The organism is Candidatus Deferrimicrobiaceae bacterium, from assembly GCA_035256765.1.
GTDB lineage: Bacteria > Desulfobacterota > Deferrimicrobia > Deferrimicrobiales > Deferrimicrobiaceae > CSP1-8.
The window spans coordinates 1-15654 of the sequence record DATEXR010000089.1 but is presented as its reverse complement, the minus strand read 5'-3'; the positions used below and the strand labels follow the sequence as shown (position 1 = coordinate 15654).

15 protein-coding genes are annotated in these 15654 nt (G+C 66.6%); 7 read left to right on the top strand and 8 right to left on the bottom strand.

Annotated features, from left to right (window positions below; genetic code table 11):
* The 7 genes from VJ307_02910 to VJ307_02880 all read right to left on the bottom strand — a co-directional run.
* A partial coding sequence (locus VJ307_02910; GenBank protein ID HJX73080.1) for a metallophosphoesterase occupies nt 1–681 on the bottom strand: 681 nt, incomplete at its 3' end.
* 59 nt (nt 682–740) lie between these two features.
* A complete protein-coding gene (locus VJ307_02905) occupies nt 741–1985 on the bottom strand; it encodes an MFS transporter (protein HJX73079.1) in 1245 nt (414 codons plus the stop codon).
* A 20-nt stretch (nt 1986–2005) separates the two neighbouring features.
* Complete coding sequence (gene glgB / locus VJ307_02900; GenBank protein HJX73078.1) at nt 2006–4225, bottom strand: 1,4-alpha-glucan branching protein GlgB; 2220 nt, start codon at nt 4223–4225, stop codon at nt 2006–2008.
* Between the two features lie 108 nt (nt 4226–4333).
* Nucleotides 4334–4951, bottom strand: coding sequence for a glycine zipper domain-containing protein (locus VJ307_02895; protein HJX73077.1), 618 nt, complete (start codon nt 4949–4951; stop codon nt 4334–4336).
* A 47-nt stretch (nt 4952–4998) separates the two neighbouring features.
* Complete coding sequence (locus tag VJ307_02890) at nt 4999–5835, bottom strand: MBL fold metallo-hydrolase (protein HJX73076.1); 837 nt, start codon at nt 5833–5835, stop codon at nt 4999–5001.
* Nucleotides 5828–6265, bottom strand: a complete 438-nt coding sequence (locus VJ307_02885) for a DUF296 domain-containing protein (protein HJX73075.1) — start codon at nt 6263–6265, stop codon at nt 5828–5830. The genes VJ307_02890 and VJ307_02885 overlap by 8 nt, the downstream gene beginning before the upstream one ends.
* Nucleotides 6266–6280: 15 nt before the next feature.
* Complete coding sequence (locus tag VJ307_02880; GenBank protein ID HJX73074.1) at nt 6281–6790, bottom strand: cytochrome P460 family protein; 510 nt, start codon at nt 6788–6790, stop codon at nt 6281–6283.
* 154 nt (nt 6791–6944) lie between these two features.
* Here VJ307_02880 and VJ307_02875 point away from each other — a divergent pair, with 154 nt between their 5' ends.
* The 7 genes from VJ307_02875 (at nt 6945) to VJ307_02845 (ending at nt 14698) form a co-directional block, all read left to right on the top strand.
* The gene (locus tag VJ307_02875; GenBank protein ID HJX73073.1) at nt 6945–8573 is read left to right on the top strand and encodes a glycosyltransferase family 39 protein; all 1629 of its coding nucleotides are present in this window, start codon (nt 6945–6947) and stop codon (nt 8571–8573) included.
* A gap of 28 nt (nt 8574–8601) precedes the next feature.
* Complete coding sequence (locus VJ307_02870; protein HJX73072.1) at nt 8602–9759, top strand: DegT/DnrJ/EryC1/StrS family aminotransferase; 1158 nt, start codon at nt 8602–8604, stop codon at nt 9757–9759.
* Entirely contained in the window at nt 9756–10748 is a 993-nt protein-coding gene (locus tag VJ307_02865) for a glycosyltransferase (GenBank protein HJX73071.1), read from the top strand. Before VJ307_02870 ends, VJ307_02865 begins: the two co-directional genes overlap by 4 nt.
* A 3-nt stretch (nt 10749–10751) precedes the next feature.
* Complete coding sequence (locus tag VJ307_02860) at nt 10752–11726, top strand: formyltransferase (protein HJX73070.1); 975 nt, start codon at nt 10752–10754, stop codon at nt 11724–11726.
* Nucleotides 11723–12742, top strand: a complete 1020-nt coding sequence (locus VJ307_02855; protein HJX73069.1) for a bifunctional UDP-4-keto-pentose/UDP-xylose synthase — start codon at nt 11723–11725, stop codon at nt 12740–12742. The genes VJ307_02860 and VJ307_02855 overlap by 4 nt, the downstream gene beginning before the upstream one ends.
* Before the next feature lie 26 nt (nt 12743–12768).
* Nucleotides 12769–13635, top strand: coding sequence for a polysaccharide deacetylase family protein (locus tag VJ307_02850; GenBank protein ID HJX73068.1), 867 nt, complete (start codon nt 12769–12771; stop codon nt 13633–13635).
* A 91-nt stretch (nt 13636–13726) separates the two neighbouring features.
* Nucleotides 13727–14698, top strand: coding sequence for a nitronate monooxygenase family protein (locus tag VJ307_02845; GenBank protein HJX73067.1), 972 nt, complete (start codon nt 13727–13729; stop codon nt 14696–14698).
* Here VJ307_02845 and VJ307_02840 read toward each other — a convergent pair.
* Nucleotides 14677–15654: HD domain-containing phosphohydrolase (locus VJ307_02840; protein HJX73066.1), on the bottom strand; the 978-nt coding region annotated here is incomplete at its 5' end. The genes VJ307_02845 and VJ307_02840 overlap by 22 nt on opposite strands.

The window sequence follows — 15654 nt, the reverse complement described above, 5'->3', positions numbered from 1 at the left end:
TCCGCCCCCCCCGGACACGATCACCTTGATCCCCCCCCATTCGTCCACCAGGTGCATGTGCTCGTGGCCGGCAAGCAACAGGTCCACCTTGTGCCTCGTGAGGATCTTCCGCAGTCGTTCGCTCTGCGTGTCGTAGTTCTTCGCTGTTCCGTGGGGAAAGAGGTTGTCGGTCCGCGGCGGAATGTGCATCGCCACGACCAGGTAGCGGATGCCGTCTGTCTTTCTGGGGTGCGCCGCGAGGTCCTGATCGAGCCAGGAGAGAAGGGAATCCGGCAGGGATCCCGAGGCGTTGTCCACGATCGCGAAGTGCGCGTCCTTGTGCGTGAAGGAATAGGAGGTCCCGGGAAGGCCGAAGAACCGGGCGAACTCCTCCGCGGTAGTCCCCTGCAGTTCGTGGTTCCCGATCACGAGGAACAGAGGTTTCGGAAACCCCTTCGTCCTCTCGCGGAACGTTTGCCAGGAGGCGGCCCCCCCGGACCGCTCCAGGTCCCCCGTGTGGAGAAGGAACTCCATGTCGGACTTCTCCACGGCCGAGAGGATTCGGGGGAACACCCCGTGGCTGTCGTCCCGGCTGTCCCCGCAGACGCCGAACGACCAGCCGAAGGCGCCGTGGCCGGGCAACAAGAGGATCAGCAGGAAAGGAAGAAGATATTTCCGGCGCATCGACGTATTGTACCGCACACCCGCCCGATTCCGGCATTCCCGGGTTCGGTCCGCCGCGACGTTCGCGGCGCCGGGGGCTACTCCATCCTGCGAAGCTCCGGGAACTTCCCCATCACGAGCAGGCTCGCGGCGAGACTGGCGGCTCCCGCGATCGCAAGCGCCGTCGTGGCGGACGTGGCCGAGGCGAGCAGCCCCACCAGAAGGCCGCCCACCCGCATGAGTCCGAGGAACAGGAATACGTAGATGGCCATCACCCTGCCGCGCAGGGGGTCGGGGACGAGGGTCTGGAGGAGGGAGTTCGCCGGGGCGTTCTGGATGACGAAGGCGAACCCGATGGCGGCCATAAGGAGGACCGAGACCGGATAGTGGCGCGAAAGGGAGAAGGCGAGCACGAAAACGGGGAAGGAGAGACTTCCCGCGGCGAGCAGCATCCCTTTCCTGCGCACGGCCCCTCCCGAGGCGGCGTAGAGCGATCCCAGCACGGCCCCCACGCCCGCGGCCGACATCAGCCCTCCGTAGACCCCCGCCCCTCCGCCCAGCACCTCCTTGGCGAAGATGGGGACGAGGACGTAATAGGGCATCGCCAGGAAGGCCGACAGGGAGATGAGGAGGACGATCGACCCCGGGGCGCGGTTTCTTGCGATGTACCGGGCCCCTCCCCACAGGTCGACCCTGCTTTTCCCGTCCGGCTGCGCCCGGCGGATGAGCGTGGCGTCCATCAGAAAGAGCGCTCCCAGGACCGCAAGGAAACTCGCCCCGTTCAGGAAAAAGGCGCCGGAGACGCCGATCGAGGCCACGAGGATCCCGGCCACCGCCGGCCCGATGACGCGCGCTCCGTGGAACGTCCCGGAGTTGAGCGCGATGGCGTTGGCCAGGTCTTCCCTCCCCACGAGCTCGATGACGAACGCCTGCCGCGCGGGGGTGTCGATCGCCTGGACCGCGCCGAGCAGGAACGCCAGCCCGATAACGTGCCAGAGCCGGACCGCGCCGGTTACGCAGAGGACGGCGAGGACGAAGGCCAGCGCCATCATCGACGCCTGCGTCAGGAAGATGATGCGCCGCTTGGAGAACCGGTCGGCGATCGCCCCCGCGTGCAGGGTGAGGGGGACCAGGGGGATCGCCCCGACGAAGTTCACCACCCCGAGGTCCCACGCCGATCCGGTGAGCTGGTAGACGAGCCAGTTCTGGGCGATTATCTGCATCCACGTCCCGACGAGGGAGGTGAGCTGCCCGAAGAACCAGAGACGGAAGTTCCGGTGGCGAAGCGCCTGGAAGGTGGAGGCGTGCACCGGCTGGATCTGCGGCGGAAGGGCCGTTCTCATCGGGACGACCGGTGGGGCATTCAGCTTCCTGGCCGCAGGAAGATCGCACCCAGCGGGGAAAGCGTGAGAGAGATCGAGAAGGGGCGGCCCATCCACGGAACCGCTTCCGCCTCGACCCCGGGGCCGTTGAGAACGTTGCTGCCCCCGTACGCGGCGTCGTCGCTGTTGATCACCTCGCGGTAGAACCCGGGGGCGGGGACGCCGATCCGGTACGATTCGCGGACTACGGGGGTGAAGTTGAAGACGCAGACGAGGAGGTCGGAGGGATCCTTCCCCCGGCGCAGGAAGGAGACGACGCTGCTGTCCACGTCCCGGAAATCGATCCACTCGAATCCTTCCGGGCGGAAGTCGGTCTCGTAGAGGGGGGGGCAGGACCGGTACAGCCCGTTCAGGTCCCGCACGAATTGCTGAATCCCCCGGTGGGAGTCCCACCGCAGGAGGTCCCACTGCAGGAAGCGGTCGTGGTTCCATTCCTCCCACTGGCCGAACTCCCCTCCCATGAACAGGAGCTTCTTCCCGGGGTGGCCGTACATGTAGGCATACAGCAACCGCAGGTTGGCGAACTTCTCCCAGAGGTCGGCCTCCGGCATCTTGTCGAGCATCGCGCGCTTCATGTGGACGACCTCGTCGTGGGAGAAGGGGAGGACGAAGTTCTCGTGGAACGCGTAGAGAAGCGCGAAGGTGAGCGTTCCGAAATGGTACTTCCGGTGGATCGGGGCCTTCTGGATGAACTCGAGCATGTCGTGCATCCACCCCATGTTCCACTTGAGGGTGAACCCGAGTCCTCCCAGGTAGACCGGCCGGGAGACGGCCGGCCAGGCGGTCGACTCCTCCGCGATCGTCACCGCCCCGGGGTACCGGGCGTGCACGATCTCGTTCATCCGCCGCAAAAACGAGATCGCCTCCAGGTTCTCGTTCCCGCCGAACTCGTTCGGGATCCACTCCCCGGGTTCTCTCGAGTAGTCGAGGTAGAGCATGGAGGCCACCGCGTCCACGCGCAGGCCGTCGATGTGGTATTTCTCCAGCCAGAACAGGGCGCTCGAGTGGAGGAAGTTGGCCACCTCCCGGCGCCCGTAGTTGAAGATCAGGGTTCCCCAGTCCTGGTGCTCCCCCATCTTCGGGTCTGCGTGCTCGTAGAGATGCGTCCCGTCGAACGCGGCCAGGCCGTGGGCGTCCTTCGGGAAGTGGGCGGGCACCCAGTCGAGGAGAACCCCGATCCCCTCCCGGTGGCACCGGTCGACGAAGGCCATGAAGTCGTTCGGGTGGCCGTGGCGGGAGGTGGGGGCGAAATACCCGAGCGACTGGTACCCCCAGGAACCGTCAAACGGGTGCTCGGAGACGGGGAGAAGCTGGATGTGCGTGTACCCCATCTCCCGGACATAGGGGACGAGATCGTCCGCCAGCTCCCGGTACGACAGGTAGCCGGGCCATTCCCCCTCCTTCCGCTTCCACGACCCGAGGTGGACCTCGTAGATCGCGACCGGCTTCTCGAGAATATTCCCCGAGCGCCGGCGCGCCATCCACGCGTCGTCTCCCCAGGAGTACCGGTCGATGTCGCAGACGATCGATCCCGTCCGCGGAGGGTGTTCATACCGGAGCGCGTATGGATCGGCCTTGAGGAGCAGGGCCCCCGTCTCCCGGGAGCGGATCTCATATTTGTAGATCTCCCCCTCGCAAAGCCCGGGAAGGAAGATCTCCCAGATCCCGCACTCCCCCCGGTTGCGCATCGGGGTCCGGCGTCCGTCCCAGTGGTTGAAATTCCCCACCACGGACACCCGCTCGGCGTTGGGTGCCCACACGGCGAAGGCGACCCCGGGTACCCCTCCCATCTCCGCCAGGTGGCTCCCGAGCTTCCGGTACAGATCGAGGTGCGTCCCTTCCCCGAGCAGGTGGATGTCGAAGTCGGAGAGGACGCATCCGAAGGCGTACGGATCATCCTGCTGCCAGCGGTGCCCCTCGTCGTTTTCGATCTCGATCCGGTAGGGGAACGGTTCCTCCCTGCCGGGGAAGATCGCCTCGAAGATCCCGGCGGGATGCAGCCGTCTCATCTCCGCCTTGGCTTCCTCTTTCCTTGCCAGCGGGAGCACGAAGGCGCGCGCGGCGTCCGGGAGGATCGCCCGGATGGCGACCGCTTGCCCCTTCCCGAACTCGACGACGTGCGGACCGAGGACCGAGAACGGGTCCCAGTGACGCGCTTCCGCGAGCCGCCCGAGATCCTCCTTGCGCACGGTCTTCGTCATACGGTCCATGGTAACGGAACCGGTTTCCCCCCGGGCAACGGCGATGGGGTGGCGGTGGATCGGGCGTGCGTTCGGACAGAGGTCGCCGGCACGTCCTGCGCCCGGTCCCTACGGGTTGACCTTGAAGGTTGTTTCCTGGTGGGCCGTGGCCGCGGTTCGGGACTCGACCGAGGCGAGGACGCGGTAGTTCCCTGGGGCCGCGTTGGCCGGCAAGGTGATCGGAACCGTGCTCTTCCAGGTTCCCCCCTCGCGGGAGACATCGATCGACGTTTTCCCGACGGAGTTGCCGTTCAGGAAGATCTCCCGGTTCTCCCGGACGAGGATCTGCGTGTCGGCGGTGGGGGTAAGGACGGCGTAGGTCAGGTTGATGTTCACCGTCTCCCCGGGGGAGAGGGCGGTGGGGTTGGCCCGGACCGTTTCGATCCTGAGCTGGGTCCCCTGGGAGGGCGAATAGCGGTACTCCTGGCTGGTCTGCGCGAGGTCTTTCTCCTGCTGGTCGAGGTAGTGCCCGATCGCGCCGCCGGTCAGCCCCCCGAGGAGACCGCCGATCAACGCGCCCCGTTTCCCCCCGATGAGCCCCCCGACGACGGCGCCCCCCAGGACGCCCGTTCCGGCACCGATGGTCGTCTTCGGGTTGTCGCGGACGGTCTGATCCACGCCGGCGCAGCCTGGAAGGACCGCCCAAAGGAATGCCCAAGCGACGCCTACGCACAGGATCTTCCTCATCGGGAACCCCCTCGTAACCAATGAAACGTTCTTCTCCGAGTATATATTCAACGCCTTGGCATATCCACCGCCAAGAACCGCGGCGAGGGGCCGTGCCTTCGTGCGGCGTGAACGGGAACGCGGCCGAACCCATAGCGGGTGAGGATCTCCCGGACCGCTCCGACCGCCTTCCCGGGGGTGTTGTGGTCGGCGCTCAGGTGGCACAGGACGACCGCCTGCGGAAGAGTCCGGCTTTCGAGCATCACCCGCGCGAGGAACTTCCCCGCCTGCTCGTTGGACAGGTGCCCCACTTCGGAATCCACCCTCGTGCGGTCCATGCGGGAGCTCGCCGCGAGCATTCCCGGGTCGTAGTTCGACTCGATCAGGATGAGGTCGCTGTCGACGAATTCCTCGAAGAGGCCGTTCCCGCCGTGGCCCAGGTCGGTGGCGACGGCGACGCGGATCTCCCTGCCCGCCCCGCGGCCGGTGAAAAGAAAGCCGCAGGTCACCCCTACGGCGTCGTGGGGGACCGGGAACGGGCGGACGCGTATGGCCCCGACGGCGAACTCCGTCGAGTCGAAGGTGCAGACCGGGCCCGACAGGGCGGACCGGGGAAGGATCCGCCGGGAAAACGGCCGGACGTTCTCCTCGTGCAGGAGGATCGGCACCTCGTGGCGGGCGCAGCAGGCGACGGCGGATGGGTGGATGTGGTCCCCGTGGAGATGGGAGACCAGGACGGCGTCGATGTCCTCCCACGTGTACCCGCCCTCGGAGAGCGCCTGGACGAGTCCCCGCTGCGAGGGAAGACCGGCATCCACCAGCAGGACCGTGCCCGCGTGCTCGACGATCATGAGGTTCCCGGAACTGCCGCTTCGCAGGGGCCGGACGGCGAATCCGCTACTCAAGGGTCAGAAGCTCCAGCCCGGATCGCTCGTCAAGGGATCTCGCGGTGCGAATGCCTGAAATCTCGAGGATCATCGCTTCGATCACGATGAACACCTCGCCCTCCTTCCGGATGCACCCGGTCAGGACCTCTTTTCCCCTCCCGAGGGAGGAGTGCAGGTGGATCGAGGGCGGGCCGTCGCCTGCGGCGATGCTTCCCATCCCCACGATCTCGAACGGATCGGTGAACTCCTGCCAGACCGGGTCCGGGGGGAGGGTCGCCTCCCGGGGCCCGGCCACCATCCTGCCTCCCCGGATCGCCCCGAAAAGGAAGAACCACCCCGAGGAGATCCCCTCTGTTGCGCAAAGGGCGGTGAGCGACGACACTACCTGCTCCCCGTGGTCGAACCGGGCGAGCACGACCCTGCCGACCTTTCCCGCCTTATACCGCATTGCGCGTCGCACGGCTCACGGGGCGTACCGGGTGAAGACGAAGTCGTGCCCTTTCACGTTCGCCAGATGGCAGGGGAAACAGGTGGCGTGCTGATTCTCGTCCGCCGGTTTCCCGTTCACGAACCGGCCGAACCCCCACCCCCCGGTGGAGGCGTATTTTTTCGCGTTCTTCACCATGAACTCGATCCTCTGCGGCTCCCCGGGGACGAACGCGGTCTCGAACTCGGCGGATTTTACCCGCGTCCACGCCAGCTTGGCGAGGATCGACCCGTCCGGGAAGGGGAGGGTCCCGGCCCGGTACGCCTTCATGGCGAGATCGTTCCCCAGGATGACGCGGATCTCGTCCTTGTCGGTGCGGTGGGAGGGAGCCACGACCTCCCATTGACGGTACCCCTCGGGGACCGTCACGCCGAACAGGGGGGAGGAAAGATCGCCCCCCGCGTCTCCGGGGGCCGGCAGGAGCATGGCCAGGGACAAAACGATCAAACCGACGATCGGGGTAGTCGATGAAAAGCGGCGAACCATGGGAATCCCCCTTTCCTCTCGACCGGCGAGATCCGTGATTGGCGGTATTATACCAGCATCCGGAACACAAGGGTCCGATCCCCTTCCGTGGCCGGCGTCGGGCCCCGGTGGTATAATTCGCCTTCATGGATCCGCGGGAGAAAAGTGGCGGCAGGTGAGGAACCGCACGCTCCTTCTCTTTTTTCTCGCCGTGGGCATCCTCTATTTCTCCGCGCTCGGCACCATCCCCCTCCTCGAACCGGACGAAGGCAGGTACGCGGAGATCCCCCGGGAGATGCTCTTCTCCGGGGACTTCGTGACCCCGCATCTCAACGGCGTCGTCTACCTGGAGAAGCCCCCTCTCTACTACTGGGGGACCGCCGCCTCGCTCCGGCTGTTCGGGGAGACCGAGTTCGGGGCGAGGTTCTTCACCGCCGCCGTCTCGGTGGCGGGCATCCTTCTCACCTACTGGATGGGGGCGGCGCTTGCGGGCTGGCGCACCGGGCTCTATTCCGCGATCGTCCTGTCCACGTCCCTCTACCATTATGTGATCGGGCGACTGCACACCCTCGATATGACCCTCGGGGTGCTGCTGGCGCTGTCGATCTTTCCGGCGTACCTCCACCATTCCGGGAAGAGCCCGAGGAAATCGTACCTCGTCCTTTCCTACGGCGCGGCGGGACTGGCGTTTCTCACCAAGGGGCTCGTCGGGGTCGTCTTCCCCCTCGCGGTCCTCGTGCTCTGGCTCGTCTTCTCGCGGCGACACCGGGAGGTCGCGAAGGCCGTCTCCCTCCCGGGACTGGCGCTCTTCCTCGCGATCGTCCTCCCCTGGATCCTCCTCGTGCAGCGGGCGAACCCCGACTTCCTGTGGTTTTTCTTCGTCCACGAGCAGTTCCTCCGGTATGCGACGAAGATCCACCACCACTACGAGCCGTTCTGGTTTTTCGTCCCGGTCCTGGTGGCCGGGTTCTTCCCCTGGGTCGCCTTCCTGCGCCGGGTCGCGGTCTCGGTCCGCGAGTCGCGCGGGGCGTTCCTCCCCCGGGAAGACCTCGTCTTCCTGTTGTCCTGGTCCCTGTTCATTTTTCTCTTCTTCTCCTTCTCCGGCTCCAAGCTCCCGACCTATATCACTGCGGTCTTCCCCCCGCTCGCGGTCCTTTTCGGAAGGGGGCTCGCGTTGTGGACGGAGCGGGAGGACGGGGCGGTCCGGTGCCGTTTCCCCCTGGCCCTCTCGGCGATCCTTTCGGCCATCATCCTCGCGTTGCCCTCCTTCTCCCGCCACCGGATGGAGCCCGCCGCCTGGGCGTGGGTCTGCGCCCTCCCCGTCGCCTTCCTCCTCCTGTGGGGCGCCATGCCGCTTTTCGTGCGCCGTCTGGGCGCGGAACGGGTCGTCCTCCTTTCATTCCTCCTCCTGGCGCTCTTCCTGACCGCGATCAACCGTCCTGCCGCCCTCTACCTGGGGAACTACAAGTCGGTGAAGAATCTCTCCGGCGCGCTTCAGGGGGTTCTCCGCCCGGAGGACGTCCTCGCCCAGTACGGAAGGTATACCCAGGGGCTTTCGTTCTACACGAAGCGGCGGACGGTCCTGGTCAACCAGAGGGGGGAGCTTGCGTTCGGCGCGGATCGCGCGGCGGACCGGGCGGACTATTTCCTGGACGACCGGGAGTTCCAAAAGCTCTGGAACTCCCCCCGGCGGGTCTTCTGCCTCTTCCAGCGCGACGCGATGCCCCTCATCCGGGAAAAATTCCCGGAGCACCGATTGCTCTACCGGTCGGATGAAGGTATTCTCATCGTGAATCATCTCTGAAACAACCCGCGCAGAAGAGGCCGTTTCGGTGGACAAGAGAGAAGACTTTCTCCCCCTTTCGCGACCCGCCATCGGGAACGAGGAAATCGAGGCGGTTGCCGCCACGCTCCGCTCCGGCTGGATCACGAGCGGCCCGAAGGTCGCGGAGCTCGAGGGGCGGTTCCGCGAGCTCACGGGAGCGCCTCACGCGGTGGCCGTCGCTTCCGCCACGGCGGGGCTCCACCTCGTTCTCGTGGCCCTCGGGATCGGACGGGGGGACGAAGTCGTGACCCCCTCGATGACCTTCGCCTCCACGGTCAACCAGATCGCCCTCGCGGGGGCTTTCCCCGTGTTCGTCGACAGCGATTACGGGACGCTCCTGGCATCCCCGGAAGGGATCGCGGAAAGGATCACGCCGCGGACGCGGGCGGTCATCCCCGTGCATTTCGCCGGCGCTCCGGCGGACCTCGACCCGATCCGGGAGGCCGCCGACCGGGCCGGGGCGGCCGTCATCGAGGACGCCGCCCATGCGGTGGGGACCGCCTACCGGGGGAAGGCCGTAGGCGTTCCCGGGGACATCGCCATCTTTTCGTTCCACCCGATCAAGAACATCACCACGGGCGAGGGCGGGATGGTGACCTGCCACGACGAGGTCCTCGCCGGCAAACTCCGCCTGCTCCGGTTCCACGGGATCGAGCGGGACGCCTGGCGGCGGTACGGGAAGGGCGGCACGCCCCACTACGACATCCTCGAGCCGGGGTACAAGTACAACCTCACCGACATCCAGGCGGCGATCGGCGTGGTCCAGATGCGCAAGGTCGGGGAGATGAACGCGATGCGCGCATTCCTCGCCGCGCGGTACCTTGCGGGGCTTGCGGGCGTCCCCGGCATCGATCTCCCCGTGTCTCCTCCGTATCCCCACAAGCACTCGTGGCACCTCTTCATCGTGAAGGTGACGGGGATCGACCGCGACGCGTTCCTCGGGCGCCTGGCGGAATATAACGTCGGCGCCGGGATCCATTTCCCCCCGTGCCACCTGCTTCGCTACGTCCGGGAACGATACGGCACGAAGGAGGGGGACCTCCCGGCCTGCGAACGGGCGGGAAGAAGGATCGTCTCCCTGCCGCTCTTTCCCGGGATGAGCGAGGCCGACGTCGATTACGTCTGCGGGGCGGCGCGGGAAATCCTCGCGGGTGCCGGGCGATGATCTCCGTCGTCGTCCCCGTCTACAACGAACAGGAGAATCTTCCCCTTCTGCATGCCCGCCTCCAGAAGACGATGGCGTCCCTGGGCCGCCCCTACGAGATCGTCTTCGTCGACGACGGCAGCAGGGACCGGTCGCTTGCGATCCTTACGGAATTCACGGGATCCCCCGGGGTGCGCGTGGTGGAGCTCACCCGCAACTACGGCCAGCACCCCGCCATCTTCTCGGGATTCTCGATCGTCCGGGGGGAGATCGTCGTCACGATCGACGCCGACCTGCAGAACCCCCCCGAGGAGATCCCCCGCCTCGTCCAGGCGATGGAGGAGGGCAATTACGAGGTCGTGGGGTCGGTCCGGTCGTTCCGGCGGGACCCGCTCTTCCGCACGATCCCCTCGAAACTGGTGAACATGGCGACGCGCAGGATCACGGGGGTCCGCATGACCGACTGGGGGTGCATGCTGCGGGCCTACCGGCGGGAGGTGGTCGACCGGATGGTCGGGAGCCAGGAGCACTCCACCTTCATCCCCGCGCTGGCGACGCTGTACGCGAAGCGGATGACCGAGATCCCCGTGGGGCACGAGGAGCGCCACGGAGGGGTCTCCCACTACAACCTGTGGAAGCTTTTCGCTCTCCAGTTCGACCTGGTCACCTCCTTTTCCGAGTTCCCCCTGAAGGTCCTGCTGACCCTGGGGGCGGGGCTTTCCCTGGCCGCCGCGCTGTTCGGGGCGGCGCTCTTCGTCTTCCGGTTCTTCTACGGCGCCCACTGGGCGGGCGAGGGGGTCTTCACCCTCTTCGCGATCCTCTTCTTCTTCGTCGGGGCGCTTTTTTTCGCGATGGGGATCATGGGCCAGTACGTGGGCAGGATCTACCACGAGGTCCGCAAGCGCCCCAGCTACACGATCCGCACGGTGCACGAGGGGCCGCCGGGCCGGGGGGATTCCGCCTCGCGAGAGGCGGGGGCCCGCGCGTCGAACCCCGCCCCGGGGAAATAGGGCGTGCGCGCCGTCGTCTTCGCCTACCACAACATGGGCATCCTCGGGATCCGGGCGCTTCTCGAAAACGGGTTCGGGGTGCCGATGGTCTTTTCCCACCCGGACGACCCGAAGGAGAACCGGTGGTTCGGCTCCGTCGCGGATTTCTGCCGGGAGCGGGGAATCCCGGTCCACCTCCCCGCCAACGTGAACGCCCCGCCGTGGCCGGACGCCATCCGCGCCGCCCGCCCGGATTTTCTGTTCTCGTTCTATTACCGGTCGATGCTTTCGGCGGAGATCCTCTCCCTCCCCCGCGTCTGCGCGATGAACCTGCACGGGTCGCTCCTTCCCCGGTACCGGGGGCGGGCCCCGGTCAACTGGGTCCTCGTGAACGGGGAGACCGAAACCGGGGTGACGCTGCACGTGATGACCGAGAAGCCGGACGCGGGGGATATCGTCGGCCAGGCCGCGGTGCCGATCGCGTTCGAGGACACCGCCCTCACCCTCTTCGGAAAACTGGAGAAGGCCGCGGAGTCCCTGCTGTCCGGGCTTCTCCCCCGCATCGCGGCGGGGGACATCCCGCGCCGGCCGAACGAGATCGGGAAGGGGAGCTACTTCGGGGGGCGGAAGCCCGAGGACGGACGGATCGACTGGACCCGGCCCGCCGTGGAGATCTACAACCTGGTGCGGGCGGTCACCCGCCCGTACCCCGGAGCGTTTTCCTTCCTGGGGAGCGAGAAGCTCCTCGTCTGGGGAGCGAAGCCGGTATCGGAGGAAGGACTCGTTCGGGATGTCCCGCCCGGGAAGCTGGTTCCGGGCGCGGGCCCGCCGGCTGCGGCGGAGGAGGGGCCGAGGGATGCGGGCCGGCGGAGGCGCCTTCTCGTCGGGACGGGGGAAGGGCTGCTCTCGCTGGAGGAGGTCGAATGGAAGGGCGCCGTCGCGCGGGGAGAGGAGATCGTCTCCCTTCTGGCGGACGCCGGGGAGGGGAGGTTCGCATGAAGGTTCTGATCCTGGGCGTCAACGGCTTCATCGGGCACCATCTGACCGCGAGGATCCTCTCCGATACGGACTGGACGGTTTTCGGGATGGACCTCGCGGACGACCGGTTGGGGGAGATCCCGAGGGACCGGCGGTTCGAGTTCGTGGAGGGCGACATCTCGATCAACAAGGAGTGGATCGAGTACCACATCAAGAAGGCGGACGTCGTGCTCCCGCTGGTGGCGATCGCCACCCCCAAGGTCTACGTGGAGCGCCCCCTCGCGGTGTTCGAGCTGGACTTCGAGGAGAACCTGCGGATCGTCCGGCAGGCCCACCGGTACGGGAAGCGCGTCGTCTTCCCGTCCACGTCCGAGGTGTACGGGATGTGCGCCGACGCCGAGTTCGACGAGGAGACGTCGCACCTCGTCCTGGGGCCGATCTCCAAGGAGAGGTGGATCTACTCCTGCAGCAAGCAGCTCCTGGACCGGGTCATCTGGGCGTACGGCAGGCAGGGGCTCTCGTTCACGCTCTTCCGCCCCTTCAACTGGATCGGCCCCCGCCTCGACTCGCTCGAGACCGCCAAGGAGGGGAGTTCCCGGGTGGTCACGCAGTTCATCGCGGAAATGTTCCTGGGGGAGCCGATCCGCCTGGTGGACGGCGGCCGGCAGCGCCGCTGCTTCACCTACGTGGACGACGGGGTCTCCGGGCTGATGAAGATCCTTGCGAACCGGAACGGGTGCGCGGCGGGGAAGATCTTCAACCTCGGCAATCCCGAGAACGACTGCTCGATCCGCGATCTGGCGCGGATCCTGGGGGAGCTCTTCCTGCAGCACCCCGCCGGCAAGGGGAGAAAACCGCCGGAGATCGTGGAGGTGGACGCCCGGCGGTATTACGGCGAGGGATACCAGGACATCCAGACCCGGACGCCGTCCATCGCCCGGGCGAGGGAGGTTTTTGGCTGGGAGCCGAAGGTCGGGCTCCGGGACGCCCTTTCGAAGACGCTGGACGCCTTCATCGAGGAGAACACCCCGCGCTGAAGCCGTCCTCGCGCGGCGGGGGAAGGATGGACGGGGAACGCGTGCTCGGGCTCAAGGTGGACGTCGACACCCGGCGGGGGATGGAGGAGGGTGTCCCGGCGCTTCTGTCCCTTCTGGACGAATTCGGCCTGCGCGCCACCTTCTTTCTCTCCTTCGGGCCGGACAACTCCGGGAAGGCGGTGTATCGGATGGTCCGCAACCCGCGGTTCCTCTTCAAGATGATCCGCACGAACGCTCCGGGGCTCTACGGCTTCCGAACCGCTCTGTACGGGACCCTTCTCAAGGCCCCGATGATCGCCTCGGCCTTCCCCGCGCTGTGCCGGGAAATCGAGGAGCGGGGGCACGAGGTGGAGTTCCATGCGTGGGACCACCGCGCCTGGCAGGACCGGCTCCCGAAAAAGGGGAGGGATTGGATCGGCGCCTGGCTCGACCGCGGAATCTCCGCTTACGAGTCCTGCCTCGGACATCCCCCCCGGGCCTTCGGCGCCCCGGCGTGGCTCCTCACCCGGGCGGCGGTGGAGGAGATCGCGCTGCGGAGGTGGGACTATGTGAGCTGCACGCGGGCCCCCGCTCCGTTCCTCCTGGCCGGGACCGGTCTTGCGGAGGTCCCCTCCGATCTGCCCTGCCTGGAGGAGGTGGGGGGGCGAAAAGGCGTCCGAACGATCGTGGACGCCCTCTCCGGCGGCGGGCTTCATGTCTACCCCGTCCACGCCGAGGTGGAGGGGGGGATCCTGCGCGATGCCTTCGTCGCCATTCTCCGGGGGGCGATGGAACAGGGGTATCGCGTCGTCACGCTGTCGCGGATCGCGGGTTCGCTTCCCAAGGGGAAGCTCCCCGAGCGGCCCTTCCGGACGGCGCTCCTGCGGGGACGGGCCGTCCCCTGCGCGGTCTGAATCTGCGCCCGGAGAAATCTACGCCCGGAGAATTTACAACCCGATGCGGTTCCCGATAGAATAAAATAGCTTGTTCGGGGGGGGGGAACGGGTGAAGCTTCCGGAGTTGAACATCGGCCGGTTTACCGCGCGCATCCCGCTGGTCCAGGGAGGAATGTCCGTGCGCGTATCGACCTCGTCGCTCGCCTCGGCGGTGGCCGAGTGCGGCGGCATCGGGACAATCGGGGGGTCCGGCATCCCGATCGGGGAGCTGCAGGAGGACATCCGCCGGGCGAAGCGGATGACCCGCGGGATCGTCGCGGTCAACATCATGTTCGCCATCCGGCAGTTCATGGAGTCCGTGATGGCGTCGATCGAGGCCGGCGTGGACATGATCGTCACCGGGGCGGGATTCTCCCGCGACGTCTTCAAGGTCGGAAAGGACCACAACGTCCCGATCGTCTCCATCGTCTCCTCCCCCGAATTCGGCAGGCTTGCCGAGAGGTGCGGGGCCGACGCCATCGTGGTCGAGGCGAAGGAGGCGGGGGGGCACCTCGGGACCGACAGGCCGCTGCGCGAACTCTTCCCGGAAATCCGCAAAGTCGTGAAGAAGGTCCCCCTGATCGCCGCGGGCGGGATCACGGACGGCTACGAGATCGCCGAGATGCTGGGGCGATACGGGGCGGACGGCGTCCAGATGGCGACGCGGTTCGTCCTGACGAAGGAGTGCGACGTTCCGGAATCGTTCAAGAACGCCTACCGGAACGCGAAAAGGGAGGACATCTCCCTGATGCACTCCCCCGTGGGGCTTCCCGGGAGGGCGATCCGGAACCGCTTTCTGGAGCGGCTGCTCGGGGGGGAGAATGTCTACGACGGCGAGTGCAAGAGGAACTGCCTGAAAAGCTGCGACCACACGTTCTGCATCATCGACCGGCTGGACATGTCCCGGGAAGGGGATGTGGAGAACGGTCTGGTGTTCTCCGGGGAGAACGTTTGGAAGATCCGGGACATCCCCACCGTCCGGGATCTGATCGACCGCCTGGTCGCGGAGGCCGAGAGCGTCTACGCACCCGCGCCGGCCTGATCGGCGAGCACCGCCCGGAGGAAGTTGTCGTACAGATTCGGCTCGAACTCCGTCCCCCGCCCTTTTTCCATGATCGAGAGCGTCGTCTTGATGTCCAGGCTGTCCCGGTACGGACGATACGTTCGCAGGGCGTCGTACACGTCGGCGATCTGGGTCATGTAGGAGACGGCGTGCAGCTTCCCCCAGGACGGGATCTTGGGGTACCCGGACCCGTCGTACTTCATGTGGTGCTCGAAGCTGACGATCACGGGCAGGTCGGAGCCGCAGTCCATCTTCCTCAGCGCCTTGGCCCCCAGCACGGGATGCTGCGCCATCGTGGCGAATTCCGACGGGTCGATCTTTCCGGGCTTCTGCAGGATCTCGGAGGGGATCATCTCCTTGCCGACGTCGTGGAGCATGGCGGCGAGACCGATCTCCTGGATGTGGTTTTCCGGAAGATCCAGGGAGGCGGCCTGCGCCATGACGATCGCGGAGACGTTCAGCGAGTGCGTCACCGTGTAGTCGTCGTGGGATTGCATCTGCATGAGGCGGTGGAAGAGATGCGCGTCCTGGCGGATCCCCTTCATGATGCTGACGACGATATCCCGGGCTTCGGCCACCGAATTGCCGGTCCCCTGCGCGATCGCCTTGAGAAGGTCGCTCAGGACCTTGGCCGCCCCGAACAGGAGATGCGATCGCGAGAGCGGGGATTCTTCCTGGGCGACTGCGATGGAATCCTCCCGGAGGGACTGGATGGTCCCGTAATCGATGGACTCGAACCGCGCCTCCTGCGCGTCGTCCCTTCCTGTGGCGAGGAAATGGACGAACCGCTTCAACTCCCCGTACGTCAGTCCGTCCCGGATCGAGAACTTCTCGATCCCCTTTTCGCGGATTTCCCCGAGAAGTTTCCGCAGCGCGGGGTTCATCTCCAGGAAGGGGAACTCGTCGACGACGAAGTGGTCGCCGATGATGCCGAT

Coding starts and splice junctions, on each gene's coding strand:
- VJ307_02880 (HJX73074.1), bottom strand. CDS start 6,790: ATGGTTCGCCGCTTTTCATCGACTACCCCGATCGTCGGTTTGATCGTT.
- VJ307_02865 (HJX73071.1), top strand. CDS start 9,756: ATGATCTCCGTCGTCGTCCCCGTCTACAACGAACAGGAGAATCTTCCC.
- VJ307_02895 (HJX73077.1), bottom strand. CDS start 4,951: ATGAGGAAGATCCTGTGCGTAGGCGTCGCTTGGGCATTCCTTTGGGCG.
- VJ307_02850 (HJX73068.1), top strand. CDS start 12,769: ATGGACGGGGAACGCGTGCTCGGGCTCAAGGTGGACGTCGACACCCGG.
- glgB (HJX73078.1), bottom strand. CDS start 4,225: ATGACGAAGACCGTGCGCAAGGAGGATCTCGGGCGGCTCGCGGAAGCG.
- VJ307_02905 (HJX73079.1), bottom strand. CDS start 1,985: ATGAGAACGGCCCTTCCGCCGCAGATCCAGCCGGTGCACGCCTCCACC.
- VJ307_02885 (HJX73075.1), bottom strand. CDS start 6,265: ATGCGGTATAAGGCGGGAAAGGTCGGCAGGGTCGTGCTCGCCCGGTTC.
- VJ307_02855 (HJX73069.1), top strand. CDS start 11,723: ATGAAGGTTCTGATCCTGGGCGTCAACGGCTTCATCGGGCACCATCTG.